Raw genomic sequence first — 15,668 nt, forward strand, 5'->3', positions numbered from 1 at the left:
ATGTATCAGTCAGGGCTTTGCCCCCAATAGCTACTCGACGACGTCTACGCGCGGCTGGGATACGGGCGGCACGCCTTTGGACGAGCTTTTGCGGCGGGACATAAGGTGGCCCAGAATGCTGCCGATGACCTTGCCCATTTCGCGGCGGTCAACGACCATATCCACGACGCCTTTATCCTTCAGGAACTCAGAACGCTGGAAGCCTTCCGGCAGTTTCTGGCGGATTGTCTGCTCGATCACACGCGGACCGGAGAACGCAATCATGGCTTCCGGCTCTGCAAGGTGCACATCGCCCAGCATCGCGTAGGACGCAGATACACCGCCAGACGTCGGGTCTGTCAGAACCACGAGATATGGCAGGCCAGCTTCACGGACATCGTCGATTGCGAGCGTCGTGCGCGGCATCTGCATAAGAGACAGCGTGCCCTCTTGCATACGCGCGCCACCAGATGCCGTGCAGACGATCAGAGCTGCATCGCGGGCAACCGCTGTTTCAGCCGCTTTGATGAAAGCCTCACCGGCAGCCATGCCAAGCGATCCGCCCATGAATGCAAAATCCTGCACCAGAACCACTGCCGGCTTGCCGCCGATCAGGCCGATCGCAGCAGCCATACAGTCATCCTGAATGATGTTTTCGCCATTCGGATCAGCTTTATTGCGTTCCGAAATCTTGGCTTTTGCGCCTTTCAGACGGTCAACATACCGCTTGTCGTCTTTGAATTTGAGCGGGTCACGCGGCACGTCCGGCAGTTCAATCGCTTCCCATTTCTGGTCGTCGAACAGGGCGCGAAAGCGGACCAGCGGTCCGACGCGCAGGTGTGCGCCTGAAGGTGTTACCCAGTAGCTCGCTTCGAGGTCTGGTTTAAAGATAAGCTCACCTGATTTCGGGCATTTTACCCAGAGATTGTCAGGTGTTTCACGCTTACCAAATACCGATTTGAGGCCCGGTGGGCTGATATTGGAAAGCCAGTTCATGCGTTTCTCCGTCAAGCGACGCCGCCATTTCTGTTTAGACCAGAGCTCAGTTCACGTGTGAGACGGGCAACCGACTCAACAATCTCTTCACGTGACTTACCCTGCTCCATCTCAGATATAATATCAACGAAGGCCGATCCAACCACAACGCCATCGCTGATCGCTGCCATTTCACGAGCCTGCTCACCTGTTTTTATACCAAAACCAACGCATACGGGAAGGCCGGAGATGCGTTGAGCTGACTGGACGCCCGGCGCAATGTCGCTGGCAACAGGTTTTTTCGCACCCGTTACACCCGTAACAGACACGTAATAAAGGAAGCCGCTGGCACCGTCTGCGACGGTTTTCATACGGGCTTCATGCGTCGTCGGTGTGGCCAGACGGATAACCGCCAGCTCAGACGCCGCATACGCCTCGCGCAGAGGCATATCTTCTTCCGGTGGAAGGTCGACAATGATCGTACCGTCAATGCCTGCATCGCTCGCCGCGTCCGCAAACGTCTCATAGCCCATCAGGTGAACCGGGTTTGCATAACCCATAAGGATAAGCGGCGTCGTCTGGTTCGTTTCGCGAAAGCGCTTGGCCAGCGCCAGAACGTCTTTCAGCGTTGTGCCTGCTTTCAGGCTGCGCTGACCGGCACGCTGGATAGACGGGCCATCCGCCATCGGGTCTGTAAACGGCGCACCAAGCTCGATGACGTCAGCGCCGTTCTCGACGAGCGCGTTCAGCACCTGATAGCTGGTTTCCAGATCAGGGTCGCCAGCCATGACGTAAGAGACCAGCGCAGAGCGGCCGTCAGACCGGGCTTTGTCGAATGCAGCGGAAATACGGGAAACTGGCATTAATTGGACCTGGTGTTTTCTAGAAGCCACGCTTCATAACGGGGATTTGCTGATACGCAAGGCGTAGCAAGAATGGCGGGGGTGTCAGACGGGTGCAGCGCCGTCACCAATTCATGGACAGCGTTCCACTGGTCTTTGCGGGTTTTAAGCACCAGCACGAACTCTTCATCCTGCTGGACGACACCGTCCCAGCGATAGACCGAGCGGACTGGCCCCTCAATATTGGCACAGGCCACAAGGCGGCCATCCACACAGGATGACGCCAGCTTGTGTGCCAGCTCCTGCGAGGGGCAGTTCACACGTATGAGAATAATATCAGTCATGATCGCTCCAGACGGGGCGGCGTTACATATCGATGCCAAGATGACCGGCAACAGAAAAGATATCCTTATCGCCGCGACCGCAGAGGTTCATGATGATAATCTGGTCAGGTCCCATCTCTTTGGCGACCTCGCCAATACGGGCAAGCGCGTGAGATGGTTCGAGCGCCGGAATGATACCTTCAAGACGCGTACAAAGCTGGAAGGCTTCAAGCGCTTCGTCATCGGTACATGTCAGATATTCAGCTCGACCTGAATCGCGCAGGAAGGCGTGCTCAGGACCGATACCCGGATAGTCGAGACCAGCCGAGATCGAGTGCGCATCGATGATCTGGCCGTCATCATCCTGAAGAAGATATGTGCGGTTGCCATGCAGAATACCTGGCTTGCCACCATTCAGCGCAGCTGCGTGCATGCCGGTATCAACGCCGTGGCCGGAGGCTTCAACACCAATCAGGCGAACGCCTTCATCTTCCACAAACGGGTGGAACAGCCCGATCGCGTTAGACCCGCCACCGATACACGCCATAACGGCGTCCGGCAGACGGCCTTCACGTTCCAACATTTGCTCCTTGGCTTCGCGGCCAATGATGGACTGGAAGTCGCGGACGAGTTCCGGATACGGGTGCGGACCAGCCGCCGTGCCAATGCAATAGAAGGTGTCATCAACGTTGGTCACCCAGTCGCGCAGCGCTTCGTTCATCGCATCTTTCAGCGTACCCGTGCCGCTCTCAACGGGAACAATCTCGGCGCCCAGCAGACGCATACGGAAAACGTTCGGCTTCTGGCGCTCAACGTCTGTTGCACCCATGAAGACAACACATTGCAGGCCGAAGCGCGCACAGACAGTCGCTGTCGCGACGCCGTGCTGGCCTGCACCGGTTTCCGCGATGATACGCTTTTTGCCCATACGCATCGCAAGCAGAACCTGCCCGAGGCAGTTATTGATCTTGTGCGCGCCAGTGTGGTTCAGCTCGTCGCGTTTGAAGTAGATCTTCGCGCCGCCGAAATGATCGGTCAGACGCTCTGCGAAATAGAGCGGAGACGGACGGCCGACATAGTGCTTCCAGAGGTCATCCATCTGAGCCTGAAATTCCGGGTCCTTCTGAGCGGCCCGGTATTCTTTTTCCAGATCCAGAATGAGCGGCATCAGCGTTTCAGCAACATAACGCCCGCCGAATTCACCAAAGCGGCCATTCGCGTCCGGCCATTTATCCCAGGTATTGCGTAGATCCATCTTCAGACATGTCCTCTGTACGTCAGGGGCCTTTAGTCCTCCCACATAGCCCCGACGTCAAGACAGACTAGGCCTCGTAGAAGAATTCCTCGCGAGTTATTTTACCATCAAGCACGGAATAAAGCGCAATTTCACGTGCCTTGGTGCGCTCTCCGCTCTCTTTATCGGTAAAATCCATATTGAAAATCACCGTGAACTGATTGTCCCCGAAGCAGAACGGCCCTTCGGCTTTTGTCTCGTGAACTTCGTGAGCATTGTTCCACCAGTCATGCTTGGCTTTAAGATCTCCAAGGCCATAGGTCTCACGCTCCATGCCGGGCATGGCCGCGGCTTCGACCGAAACCACCCCTTCATCATACAGCGTGGCGAGCGCTTCGGCTTCTTCACCCTTATTGCAGAAATCGATCAGTTGATTGGCAACGGTTACCAGTACCGGATTGAACATTTGCGTGCGTCCCTTAGCAGCTTCTCCTGAGGCCTCATCCTGACTCCGAAAAAGGAACAAAACAAGAACATATATTTGCGTTTGCGACGTTACTCACAAGTGTCAGCTGGCGGGTTTTCCGGAACTCTGCGCCGCCCCTTCGCGTTGAACTGTCAGATACACGCAAAAAATGGAGCAAGATTTGACACACCAGATCACGCTGAAATCAATCGAACCCGTAACGCACGACACCCATCATCTGGTCTTCACCCGTCCGGACAATTTTGATTTCGAGCCGGGTCAGGCGACAGATTTTGCACTCGACAAAGACGGCTGGCGCGACGAGCAGCGCCCCTTCACTTTCACCAGCCTGCCTGAAAAGGACACGCTGGAATTCGTCATCAAATCCTATCCGGACCATAACGGCGTGACAGAGCAGATCGCCAAAATGGAGCCCGGCGATAAGGCCCTCATCGAGGACCCGTGGGGCGCTATCGAAGATGAGGGCCCGGGCACGTTCATCGCAGGCGGTGCAGGCATCACGCCCTTCATTGCGATCCTGCGCGAACGCCTCGAGAAAAAAGGCACGCTCGCAGGCTGTACGCTGATTTTCTCAAACTCTACCGAGAAGGACATCATTCTCCGGAAAGAGTTTGAGAGCATGCAAGGGCTGAAAACCATCTTCACCGTGACCGATCAGGACGATGCGTCAGTCCATACAGAATTCGTCGATAAAGACTTTCTGAAAGACCATGTCGATCCGACGCTCGGCAAATTCTACATTTGCGGACCGGATAAAATGGTGGACGAGATTTCAAAGACGCTCAAAAGCTTCGGCATTGAGGATGAGCGCATCATCCACGAAGATTTCGAGTAAACAGTCGCGCCGCGTTGGTTATGCCAGCGCGGCGATTTTCTGATAGCTCGCAGCTGCCGTCTGGATCTGCTGCTGTAAAATAGCGTTCAGCTCGCGCCCGTTTTCACGAACCTCATCGGAGCGGGCGTCTGCGCTGTCGCGATCATCATCGCGTGGCGGCTCGCCGGACCTCTGAGCAGATGCTGCATCAAGGCCGGATGGCTTATCCTGACCGGATGCCTTTCCGCCATTCTCAGCTGCAGGGCTAACGTCCGCCGGCGGTGCAGCATCCAACGGCTCCACTCCCTCGATCGGCTCACCCTCACCTGCCTCGCCAGTGCGTTCAGCGCGCGACTCCGCGGCGAGTTCTGATTGGGCTTCACGCAAAGCCGCAGCGGCGGCCTGAGCAACTTTACGATCCTGATCTGATGGTTCTGCTGGCGCGAGCGCCGCGGCCTGAACCTGCTGCAGTTTCTGGATCGTGGCCTGCGGATCGCCTTCGACCGGCGCGGTGTCAATTTTCACCTCACCGCCAACCGCATAGCGCTTTCCGTCAGGCCCGACCTGATATTCATAAGACGGGGAACCGGCAAAGCTACCACCTGTTGCGGCGTGCGCTGCCTCGTGTGCGCGGACTTCAGCGTCGCGTTCTTTCAGATCTTTAACCTGCGCCTGCTCTTCGTCACTCAGTTCGTTCTTGGCTTTGGTGCTTTTGTCGCCGCAGCTATTGCAGATACCAGCAGCGCATTCAGGGCATTCTTCGGCTTTCACCGTGGTCTGCGTCTCGGTGACTTTCGTCACTTGCACCTGCGTGGAGTCCGCAGCCTGGAGTGCCGCGTCAGAGATTTCGACACGGTCAACCGGATTGATTGCGGATGGAGGCGGCGTCGACGCAGGCGTCTGCGCGGCAGGGTTTCCTGTCGGCAGAGGAATAAACGATGTCTGCGGCGAACTGCTGATCTGCATGGCAATCCCGAAGGTCGAAAGAGTGCCAAGTATACATGTTCAGTCTTCATCAGCCCTGACCGGCCGGAGGTAATTTTGGGTCGATGGATTCATGGTCCGATAACTATAACTTTCCGCAGAAAGATTTAATCAGCACAACGTCTTTCACGCCCTTTTCGGACTCCACACCGGAAGAGACATCGACCGCCTTCGCGCCCGAAGTCTCTACGGCCTCTGCAACATTGTCAGGATTAAGCCCACCTGCCAGCAACCATGGACGGTCACAGGAGAAATCTTTCAGTATGGTCCAGTCAAAGCTGTGGCCCCAACCGCCGGGCCTGTCTGCATCTTTTGGTGGTTTTGCATCGAACAGAAACCGGTCAGCTGCCGGAAAGTCGGCAACAGCCTCAAGGTCAACGGGCGCAGAGACCGGCAGCGCCTTCCATATCTCACCGCTTTGGCGACGCGCACGGATATCTGAAATCAGCTGGTTGTCCTCAGAGCCATGAAGCTGGATGTGATCGACACCCCATTCGTCGGCAAGACTGACAGCCTCATCCACCGTCGGATTTACGAGCAGGATGACCGTCTCAACATCAGGGTTGATCGACTTGACCGAGGCCACAAGTTCAGCCCCCTCACTGCGCAGCACATGGCGCGGGCTTTTTTCAAAATGAACAAAGCCGACCCAGCGCGCTCCGGCTTTGATCGCCTCACGCACACTGCCCCGCTCTTTCAGGCCACAGATTTTGATATCAGTCTCACTCATGGCCCTTCATGTGCGGTAGAAGTGATGAAGGTCAATCCGTCTGGGTCTTGCTTTTAGCGATGCCTCACGCAAAACATGCCCGCTGAACCATGTTTTGAGTACAGGATTTGAGCCATGCCTTTTGATATGCCCCGCCATGACTGGAGCCGCGACGAGATTAAAGCGCTTTACGAGCTGCCTCTCGACACGCTGATCGGCAGAGCGCTGGCTGTGAAACAGGCCAACTGGGCTGACGGCAAAATCCAGAAATCCCAGCTTCTGTCTATCAAGACAGGCGGCTGCGCGGAAAACTGCGGCTATTGCAGCCAGTCAGCGCATTTCGATACCGGCCTTGAAGCTTCCAAGCTGATGCCACTCAACGAGGTCGTTGAAGCCGCACGCGAAGCCAAAGCAGGCGGCGCAGACCGGTTCTGCATGGGCGCAGCCTGGCGCGAACTGAAAGATCGCGACCTGCCAAAAGTTGCTGACATGATCCGCGCGGTAAAAGCCGAAGGCATGGAAACCTGCGTAACGCTCGGCATGCTCGGCGAAGGACAGGCTGAAAAGCTCGCTGAGGCCGGGCTCGATTACTACAACCACAATCTCGATACCTCGCGCGAATATTACGACAAGGTCGTCACCACCCGCACCTATGAGGACCGGATCGATACGCTTGGCAAAGCGCGTGAGGCTGGCCTGAACCTCTGCGTTGGCGGTATTCTCGGCATGGGCGAAAGCCGTGAGGACCGCATTGGCCTCATCCATGAGCTGGCACAACTCACGCCGCATCCGGAGAGCGTTCCGATCAACATGCTCGTACCGATCGAAGGCACGCCGCTCGGTGATTCTCCTGAAATCTCAGTTACTGAAATGGCGCGCGCGATTGCCGTTTGCCGCGTTGTCTTCCCGAAAAGCTGGGTACGTCTTTCCGCTGGCCGCGAAGGCATGAGCGAAGGCGAACAGGCGCTCTGTCTGCTTGCGGGCGCGAACTCCATATTCGTGGGCGCACGTCTTCTGACGACCGACAATCCGGGCGAAGACCGTGACGCGTCACTTCTGAAGAATACCGGCTTTGAAGCCGTCGCCCGCGACGTGATGCAAGTTTAAGAAAGCCCGCGGCGTTCTGGTGGGCTAGTCCCACCAGAGGCCTGTTGTGTCGCGCGTGACATTGGTGCCGCAATGCACCTCCCCGCCCCACCAATGGTGGGACAGCCAGTCATCGATCGACCACACGGTGATACCTGCTTCAGCATAGGCCTCGGTGACTGCAGCCTCCATAATGTCGACGCCATCAATCACCGGCCCCCATTGCTTGGGCGGAATATAGTTCTCGCGGTCCAGCAAGAGCCCGTTCACGGCCGCTGGATAGAAGGCGATCATATGTCCCTGAGAATAGGTGATGTATTCGCGCGGCGTCACTTCAGCGTCCGCCATACTATTATCGGATGGACGAAGGGGCTGTTCGTCACGCACGCCCGGATGCGGCGCGACATCTGAAAATCCTGAATACTCGAACAAGCCTGGAATGCGCACGACCTCACTTTCCGGCAGCCCCGTCTCTGCGAGCAGAATTTGCAGGTTCAGCTCAACACGGCGGCGTGCGAGCTCATTATCTTCACTAAAGGCTTCATCGGCGAGCAGTTCATCAATTGTCATTTGCGGCGCTTCAGGATGCGAGAAAACCTGCGCCTCTCCATGCCCTGCCGCCTGCGCCTCGCGGAGCACCTCAAACGCCGCTGGAACGTCTTTGATCGCAATCGTCCAGCCATAGGCATTATCAGCAGGCAGGAACTGAACGAATTCGTCCACATGCGCGATGATCAGCCAGGAGGTGTCGAGCACGACAGGCTCCTGCACCCATTGCGCGTCAAAGAAGTTCGTAAAATCGGAATGCGGCGCATAACCATCGCCTGCATCGCCATAAATCACACGGCCTGCCGGATAAGACACTCCGTCCAGCTCGTATGGCGGGATCGTCTCCAGATTACCGAAGGAGTCGGCCTGATGGTAATTGTCGCCGCCTGTCTGAACCACGCCAAAGCCCGGCCCTTTCAGCGCAAAGAGCGAGCGACCGGCAGAACGCGTTGGCTGCGGCGAGCGGATCGCGACGCGGATAATCTTCGCCTCACCGTCAGGGGCGGGCATGCTCATATAGCCGAACTCGACAAAGTCCTGCGCCCAATTGTCGATGGTGTCGAAACGAGCGAGCGGCGCCGTGAAGCCCGCTTCTGTCAGCGCACCGGCGAGATCATCAACGAACTCACGATGCACGGGGAGGTCGCTTTGCGGCACATAGACTTCGTTCGCCCGCTCCAGATGGTTATGAATAACCACCGGCGCGACACGCATGGTAACACGGTCTGTCAAAACGTCAGCGCCATCTGTCACGGTGAACTCGAGCGTAGTCACGCCATTCCAGATGTCTTCGCTGCGGATAATGTCACGGGAATCGACACCGAATGTCAGGCCCGTACTCAGCTCTTCAGCAGAGAGCTGCATGTCGCGCGTGAAATACTCCCAGCCGTCCTCACGGCGAATGAAGATACGGATATTCTCATAGCCCACACCAACCGCCGCAACGGTGCCAAAAGCATCATCGCTCAATCCGTTGACGGGCAGCGTTCGCACGGGCGCAAAATAGTCCGGCGCATGAGGCAAATCATCCGATGCATCATGGCAGGCTTCCAGCTCGTCATCGCTCAGGCTGTCGTCATCCGGTCCTGCGCAGCGCCCTGCAGTGTCACCGATGTTGGCCAGAATGATTGCGCCGCGTTCGGCAGACCAGTCCGTCTTATCGTCGGCATCGAGATCGTTCACGCGACCATCCCGGTTGGTATCAGCAAGAATGGTAGCTACCGGTTCAACAGGTGCAGCCGTCAAAGGCTCCTCTGACGAACAGGCCGCAAGAAGAATGGTGAGCGTGCCCATAAGTGCGGACGCCGAGCGGATAGAAGACATGAGTGCCCCGAAGCAGAGTGTTTTATTTTGAAAGCACTAAGCGATGTCATTCTTCTCCCTGCAAGTCATTGCGAACAGAAATTCTGCTCACAGCGTCGCCTCGCCCTGTCGCCGACATGTTTTGCCTGTCCAAAGCGCAACACATCACTCGGCCCTCACACCTCTGTCATTGCTCGTCAGCGTGAGTTTATTCGCGCTTGGGGCTGGCATCACCTAGGGTCAGGGCTCCAAACACACCGGAGTTTTCACATGATCCGCACATTCCTCGCCGCATCCCTGATCGCGGCTTCCGCCCCAGCAGCCCTCGCACAACAGGCCATGGCTGACGAAGCCCCGATGGCCGACGAAGACCAGATGATGATGCATGTTGGTCCATCTGTTGGTGACACATTCGCTGACTTCACCGCGCTTTCTACAGCGGGCGAGGCGCAAACGCTGGCAAACCTGTCAGGTGAAGCAGGAGCGGTCATTGTCTTCTCCCGCTCGCTGGACTGGTGCCCGTTCTGCCAACGCCAGGCGATTGATCTGAAAGATGCAGCTGCGCCGCTCGCCGAGCTCGGCTGGGAGCTGAACCTCATCACTTACGATGATCCGGAGACCCTCGGTGATTATGCGGGCGACAACGAAATCCCTTACACGCTGCTCTCCGATACCGATTCAGCGATGATCAACGCGTTCCACCTTCGCAACACCGAAGTACCCGCAGGTAGCCGCTATGACGGCATCCCGCATCCAGCCATCATCTTCCTCTCTCCGGAAGGCGAAGTACTCGCCATGCTCCGTGAGGAAGGCTACCAGAACCGCCCCCCTGTAGATGTGGTTCTGGAAACCGCCGGCGAACTGGCGAGCTGACGCAGAAACAGGGAAGCGGCGAAATCGCCGCTTCCTGCGTTGACTTGAGAGCGCCACCGGATGAAGTTTCCTCCCGATCCAAATCATTTCGGGGGCTCTCTTGGATACGATCTACACTCTTCACCATTTTGCGTGTTCCGGCGGCACGGTGCTGTCACGCATTATCGGCGGTATTGATCGCGCAGTTGTCCTGAGTGAAATCCATCCGGACCGGCACCTGCCGCAGCCGTTCAACCCGATTTCCCAGTTTCGCAAATCTTATGGCCTCGACACGCCCGAAGATCAGGCGGCATTCGACCATGTTTTCGTCGAAGAAATCCGTGCCATTCAGAACATCTGCAAGCGCGAGAACCGCGTTCTGTTTGTGCGCGACCATTATCACCGGGACATTATCGTCAACCGCCGATCAGAGAGCCGGCTGACTGAAGTTCTGCTGCCTCATTTCAACATTAAGCGCATCTACACCTTCCGCGATCCGCTGGAAGTCTGGACAAGCATGAAGCTGAAAAACTGGCTTGAGGGCGCGAGTGTCGATGAATTCCTCGACCTTCAGGTACATGCCCTCAACGAATTCAGAGGCGATCTGAACCTGAACTACCATGACGCCTGCGTGCGGCCCGGTAAGTTCAAACGCGCCGTATTTGATTACGCCGGCATGTCTGAAGCTGAAGGCGATTTCGGCGGCCCGATGGATGATCGCCCACATTATACCGGCCAGAGCGGGCGCTTCGGCAAGGAAATGGCGCCGCGCCCGACACGGTGGGGCGCATTGTCAGATGGCGACATTCTCGCCTTCGCGAACTCTCCTGTTTACGCCGAACTATGCCAGAGGACAGGCCTGAAACTGATCCCTGACCGGGATATTCCACCACGCGTCCAGCGACTTCTGAACGCCTAGTCGGTCGAGATAAGCCCTTCGCGCTGAAGAAAGTCTGTCATAGGCGTCTCGACATAATATGCTGACAGATCAGACGTTTCCCACATCGCAAGCAAGTCTTCGGCATCGATGAAGTACTGCTTAAGCGCCGCGAAGATGGCTTCTGCGGAAACCTCATCAATCGCGATGTGCGGCGCGTTGGCGACTTTCGCGATCTGCTCCATCGTGCTGCCGTGTGGCACCACCGGCAGAACATTCAGCTCGATGGCCTCAATGATAATACCGGATGACGAAGACTGATACCGGTCACTATATGGCAACAGCACAACGTCTAACCCTGCAAAAGCGCGATAGTATTCATCCTGCGTCGCGAAGCCGGAGCGTATCGTGACGTTTGGATCCTGCTCCAGCCTGTCGATATCAGCCTGCATGAAGGGCTGGTCACGAAAATCGCGCGCCTGAACCTTATCAAACTGCAACCGCCATTCGACCGGAAAATTGCTATCATCCGCCAGCGATATAAGGTCTGGCAGCACGCCATAACCCTTATCTTCGCGGGTCGCGCCCATCACGCCGACCCGAATTTTACGCGGCACGTCCTCAATTCCTCGCGGGCGTCGGCGAGCACGCGCCGTCGATGCCACAGGATATACTGCTTTTTTGAACACCTGCCCGCGCGGATCACGTTCGCTGAGTTGCTCGGAAACAGCACTGAACTCAGAATGCATAAGCACGCTGATCGTTCTTAGTTCGGCAAGTTTATCGAAGGGCTGAAGCACCAGCTCGGCCATGCGTGCATTGGCTTCCCGGTTAAGCTCCGTTGGCACAAACGCGACGGGCAGAAAATCGATAATCACACTGAATGCATGCTTGCCATCACATTCAGCTAACCAGTTATAGACAGCCTTGAGCATGCTTGGCGTGACCGTCTTGAAGACGATCAGATCAGCCTTTTCAGGATTGAGTCGCTCCAGATCCTGACGCAGCCATTTATTCATGCGGTTGGGAAACCGCCCCAGCTTGTTGCCATGCGGTACGCCCGCATAAGTCCGGAAGGACAATTCGTTACATTGCAGAACGTCGAGTTCATCGACCTGACGGCTTTCAAGCGAGGTCAGCACACTGATCTCATCGCTCGCAATACCCACGCCATTCAGATAGCCAATCATATGCGTCAGTGAGGCCAGATGATGGGAATGCTGATAATGGATCGCACCTGTATCGATGATCCAGACACGCTTCTTCTGAGCTTCGACCAGGCCTTCCGACTGAACGTCCAGCGCCTCAAAATATTCAGGCATGAGCCCAGACATGCCCACAGCGAATTCAGCACGGAGGTTACGCCCTCCGTTTTTCGCGGCATCGGTCTGAAGCCATTTGCGTACAAGGTCTTCAGCAGCCTGCCACTCACGAAAACGAACCAGAATTTTCGCGATCTCGATCATCATATCAGGCGTCAGCTGATCGCCCATGGCGTCCAGTTGCGGTGTAAACGCGCCGGAGTTTTCTTCTTCAAAAGGCCTGCCATTATGATCCGCAGCCCAAAGCGTCAGAAGCGGACACGCCGGCGGATGCGCATCGAGATAGTCGAAGAAGTCGTGCACCACCTCATTTTCAATGAACATGATATGGTTGGTCGTCAGTTCTTTGAGTACGGTGAAGCGCATATCCAGATCGAGCGTATCGTAAACCTCAACAAATCTGGAAAGCTGGCCCGCCTTGGATGCAGCGCGCAAAATCCCAAGTAACGGAGCCGGATTGCGGGGCTTGGCCCTGTGAGCGGCCAACCAGGCGTGCATGGCACCTTCCCAGCGCCCCTCAAGCTGGGCCTCCCACGCAAGCGAGCGGAATGTCTGAACACCGTCCGGGTCGAGATCTTCGAGCTGTGCCCGCACACCCGAAATTTCAGCAAGGTTACTTGATCGGATGGCCGTCACTAGACGTTGATGCAACTCGCTAAGCAATGAGGCGCTCCTGTTTCTCAACAGCAATCACACATCAATTTGCGGGCTTTGTCAGCGCCTCAGCTGAACAGAGCTGTGAACTAGTCGCTAAACTGCTTTTGCGTGGCGGTTGGCAGGCACAGCATTGGGCGAGGAATAGGCATCAAAACACTGGGCTACACTACGCAACAGAACGCGCGCCTCTACCGGCACCTGAACAACGCTGCCTGTGACATCACAAATACCCAGACGCTCCAGCCCGCGCAAAAGCTCAAACGCGTCTGCAAAGTGAGAGAGTGGCACATCAAATCGCTGACAGACCTTGGCCACGTCGACTTGCATGTCACACATCAGCCGCTCGATCACAGCGCTGCGCAGTCGGTCCTCGTCGGTACGTCGTACGCCCCGGCGATGCGGAATATCACCCGCCATCACGCTCTCGGAATAGTCGCGAATGTCTTTGGCGTTCTGAACAAAGCCGCCCGGGAATTCTGAAATACCTGACGGGCCGAGCGCGATCAGCGTACGGCAGGTATCCGTCGTGTAGCCTTGAAAGTTTCGGTGCAGCGCACCTGTTTTCAGTGCACCGGCGAGCGCATCTTCTTCACGCGCAAAGTGGTCGAGGCCGATCTGCACATAGCCGAAATCCACCAGCGTTTCAGACAGGGCTTCGAACTGGTCAAAACGGGCTTTGGTGTCCGGAAGCGTCTTTTCGTCAATGGCACGCTGATGTTTTGCAAACCATGGCACATGGGCATAGCCGAACGCAGAGATGCGGTCCGGCTTCAGGCTGGCAGCCATTTCTGCAGAATGCGCAACGCTCTCAGCGGTCTGGTGTGGCAGGCCGTAGAGAAGGTCAAAATTGATAGCTGTAATGTCAGCGGCACGCAGCGCCTCCACAGCCCCCTTCACAAGAAGGAAAGGCTGGATTCGATTGATCGCCTCTTGAACCGTGCGGTTAAAATCCTGCACGCCAAGGCTGGCACGCGTGACACCGCCTGCAGCCAGCGACTGGATCATTTCAGGGTTCAGCGTTCGCGGATCAAGCTCGATGGATATTTCAGCGTCATCATCAATGCAGAAGGCATCGCGCAGCGCATCGAGCACGCGCAGCATGTCTTTCGGGTTCAGCGCGTTTGGCGTGCCGCCGCCAAAATGAAGATGCACACCGCCGCCATGTTGCGGTAACTTCGCCTTCCAGAGTTCAATCTCTTTCAGAAGAACATCAACGAAGCGCCCGATACGGGTATAGCCGTTTGGAACCGTCGTATGGCAGCCGCAATACCAGCAGAGCTGCTCGCAGAATGGGACATGCACATAAACAGAGATCGGCTCACTTGGCCCGATACCGGCAATCCAGCTCGAAACAGCGTCCGCATCCGGATTATCCTCGAACTGCGCGGCAGTCGGATAACTGGTATAGCGAGGGACGGGCTTCTGAGCGAGATCGAACCATTCAGGGCGCATGCTGAACTCCATGAGTGTCTGGGGAGTTGCAATATCTACGTGCAATTACCCCTTCTTAGAATGTGGCCATCTGGCACTGAGACAGTTTGAAGCGCTTAATAGGGCTTTTCATCCGATGAGAAGGTGATCTTCGGATAGACATTCGTGACAAATTTTGGTCTACAGCCTTCAACAAAAATCTCTTCAGTGCGGAGCGCATCAGCATGTCAGGTGAATTGATCACGGTATTCGGCGGGTCAGGTTTTCTCGGTCGCTATGTTGTGCGCAATCTGTGCCGCGCCGGTTATCGGGTTCGCGTCGCGGTTCGCAAGCCGCATCTGGCGGGTGATCAGCGCCTCGCAGGTGATGTCGGCCAGGTCCAGATCGTTCAGGCCAATGTCCGCAACCGTCCGAGCATCCAGCGCGCTCTTGAAGGCGCGGCCGGCGTCATCAACCTTGTTGGTATTCTGTTCGAGCGCGGCCAGCAGACTTTCGAAGGCACGCAAGGCCTTGGCGCGAAAAACGTTGCTGAACTTGCAGCTGAAGCCGGCATTACAAACTTCGTCCAGCTGTCTGCGATCGGCGCCGATGCTGAAAGCGAAGCTGAATACGCCCGCACAAAAGCTGCAGCCGAAGCAGACGTACGCCAGTACATGCCGAGCGCAGCAATCGTACGCCCGAGCATTATCTTCGGCCCTGAAGATGACTTCTTCAACCGTTTCGCCAGCATGGCCCGCTTCACACCGGCGCTTCCGCTGATCGGTGGCGGCGAAACCAAATTCCAGCCAATCTTCGTTGGCGATGTTGCTGATGCCGTTGTCAAAGCGCTGCAGTCAGACGCCGCCAAAGGCCGTACATTCGAAATCGGCGGCCCGGCTGTCTACACGTTCAAGGAAATCCTTGAATACATCACCAAAGAGATTGACCGTCCGCGCCTTCTTGCGCCGCTTCCATTCTTCCTTGCTAAACCAATCGGTCTCGTCACAGGCACGATTTTCAGCTTCTGGCCGTTTCCTGCGCCGCCAATCACTGGCGATCAGGTCGAAATGCTCAAGACGGACAATGTTGTCGGCATTAGCGGCGAAGAGAATATCGGCACGCTTGCAGACCTCGGTGTAACCGAGCTTGAGAGCGTCGAGACAATCGTTCCGACTTACCTCTGGCGTTTCCGCCCGCAGGGCCAGTTCCACGAAGTCAAAGACGCTTAAGCTTTTCAGGAACAAGTGAGGGGCCCCACCCGTTCTG

At 56.5% G+C, this 15,668-nt stretch carries 15 protein-coding genes; 5 read left to right on the forward strand and 10 right to left on the reverse strand.

Annotated features, from left to right (window positions below):
- Nucleotides 1-30: 30 nt before the first annotated feature.
- The 5 genes from P1U45_RS02030 to P1U45_RS02050 form a co-directional block, all read right to left on the reverse strand.
- On the reverse strand, nucleotides 31-975 hold the full coding sequence (locus P1U45_RS02030) for an acetyl-CoA carboxylase carboxyltransferase subunit beta (protein ID WP_301057261.1): 945 nt from the start codon (nucleotides 973-975) through the stop codon (nucleotides 31-33).
- Between the two features lie 11 nt (nucleotides 976-986).
- On the reverse strand, nucleotides 987-1,817 hold the full coding sequence (gene trpA / locus P1U45_RS02035) for a tryptophan synthase subunit alpha (protein ID WP_301057262.1): 831 nt from the start codon (nucleotides 1,815-1,817) through the stop codon (nucleotides 987-989).
- Nucleotides 1,817-2,140 (reverse strand): divalent-cation tolerance protein CutA, encoded by a 324-nt coding sequence (cutA, locus tag P1U45_RS02040; RefSeq protein WP_293607805.1) that lies wholly within the window; start codon nucleotides 2,138-2,140, stop codon nucleotides 1,817-1,819. Before cutA ends, trpA begins: the two co-directional genes overlap by 1 nt.
- A gap of 22 nt (nucleotides 2,141-2,162) precedes the next feature.
- Nucleotides 2,163-3,374, reverse strand: a complete 1,212-nt coding sequence (gene trpB / locus P1U45_RS02045; protein ID WP_301057263.1) for a tryptophan synthase subunit beta — start codon at nucleotides 3,372-3,374, stop codon at nucleotides 2,163-2,165.
- Between the two features lie 67 nt (nucleotides 3,375-3,441).
- Nucleotides 3,442-3,819 carry a SnoaL-like domain-containing protein gene (locus P1U45_RS02050; RefSeq protein WP_301057264.1) on the reverse strand — a complete coding sequence of 126 codons (378 nt, stop codon included), beginning with the start codon at nucleotides 3,817-3,819 and terminating at the stop codon, nucleotides 3,442-3,444.
- 181 nt (nucleotides 3,820-4,000) lie between these two features.
- On the opposite strand from P1U45_RS02050, the gene P1U45_RS02055 reads away from it, so the two are divergent.
- Nucleotides 4,001-4,675, forward strand: coding sequence for an FAD-binding oxidoreductase (locus P1U45_RS02055; protein WP_301057266.1), 675 nt, complete (start codon nucleotides 4,001-4,003; stop codon nucleotides 4,673-4,675).
- 18 nt (nucleotides 4,676-4,693) lie between these two features.
- Here P1U45_RS02055 and P1U45_RS02060 read toward each other — a convergent pair whose 3' ends face one another.
- Both P1U45_RS02060 and P1U45_RS02065 read right to left on the reverse strand, forming a co-directional pair.
- Nucleotides 4,694-5,620: a putative metalloprotease CJM1_0395 family protein gene (locus tag P1U45_RS02060; RefSeq protein WP_301057267.1), complete on the reverse strand. Its 927-nt coding sequence runs from the start codon at nucleotides 5,618-5,620 to the stop codon at nucleotides 4,694-4,696.
- Nucleotides 5,621-5,723: 103 nt separating this feature from the next.
- Nucleotides 5,724-6,368, reverse strand: a complete 645-nt coding sequence (locus P1U45_RS02065; protein WP_301057268.1) for a phosphoribosylanthranilate isomerase — start codon at nucleotides 6,366-6,368, stop codon at nucleotides 5,724-5,726.
- Between the two features lie 114 nt (nucleotides 6,369-6,482).
- On the opposite strand from P1U45_RS02065, the gene bioB reads away from it, so the two are divergent.
- Nucleotides 6,483-7,454, forward strand: a complete 972-nt coding sequence (gene bioB / locus P1U45_RS02070) for a biotin synthase BioB (RefSeq protein WP_293607799.1) — start codon at nucleotides 6,483-6,485, stop codon at nucleotides 7,452-7,454.
- 24 nt (nucleotides 7,455-7,478) lie between these two features.
- Here bioB and P1U45_RS02075 read toward each other — a convergent pair whose 3' ends face one another.
- The gene (locus tag P1U45_RS02075; RefSeq protein ID WP_301057269.1) at nucleotides 7,479-9,305 is read right to left on the reverse strand and encodes a protein-arginine deiminase domain-containing protein; all 1,827 of its coding nucleotides are present in this window, start codon (nucleotides 9,303-9,305) and stop codon (nucleotides 7,479-7,481) included.
- Between the two features lie 249 nt (nucleotides 9,306-9,554).
- Here P1U45_RS02075 and P1U45_RS02080 point away from each other — a divergent pair, with 249 nt between their 5' ends.
- Nucleotides 9,555-10,157 (forward strand): peroxiredoxin family protein, encoded by a 603-nt coding sequence (locus tag P1U45_RS02080; RefSeq protein ID WP_293607797.1) that lies wholly within the window; start codon nucleotides 9,555-9,557, stop codon nucleotides 10,155-10,157.
- 100 nt (nucleotides 10,158-10,257) lie between these two features.
- Nucleotides 10,258-11,055, forward strand: coding sequence for a hypothetical protein (locus P1U45_RS02085; RefSeq protein ID WP_301057270.1), 798 nt, complete (start codon nucleotides 10,258-10,260; stop codon nucleotides 11,053-11,055).
- Here the strand turns inward: P1U45_RS02085 and P1U45_RS02090 are convergent.
- Both P1U45_RS02090 and hemN read right to left on the reverse strand, forming a co-directional pair.
- A complete protein-coding gene (locus P1U45_RS02090; protein WP_301057271.1) occupies nucleotides 11,052-12,998 on the reverse strand; it encodes a hypothetical protein in 1,947 nt (648 codons plus the stop codon). The genes P1U45_RS02085 and P1U45_RS02090 overlap by 4 nt on opposite strands.
- An 87-nt stretch (nucleotides 12,999-13,085) precedes the next feature.
- Nucleotides 13,086-14,444: an oxygen-independent coproporphyrinogen III oxidase gene (gene hemN, locus P1U45_RS02095; protein ID WP_301057272.1), complete on the reverse strand. Its 1,359-nt coding sequence runs from the start codon at nucleotides 14,442-14,444 to the stop codon at nucleotides 13,086-13,088.
- Nucleotides 14,445-14,647: 203 nt separating this feature from the next.
- Here hemN and P1U45_RS02100 point away from each other — a divergent pair, with 203 nt between their 5' ends.
- The gene (locus P1U45_RS02100) at nucleotides 14,648-15,631 is read left to right on the forward strand and encodes a complex I NDUFA9 subunit family protein (RefSeq protein WP_301057273.1); all 984 of its coding nucleotides are present in this window, start codon (nucleotides 14,648-14,650) and stop codon (nucleotides 15,629-15,631) included.
- The last annotated feature ends 37 nt before the right edge of the window (nucleotides 15,632-15,668 follow it).

Origin of the sequence: Ponticaulis sp., assembly GCF_029210165.1 — a bacterium.
GTDB lineage: Bacteria > Pseudomonadota > Alphaproteobacteria > Caulobacterales > Hyphomonadaceae > Ponticaulis.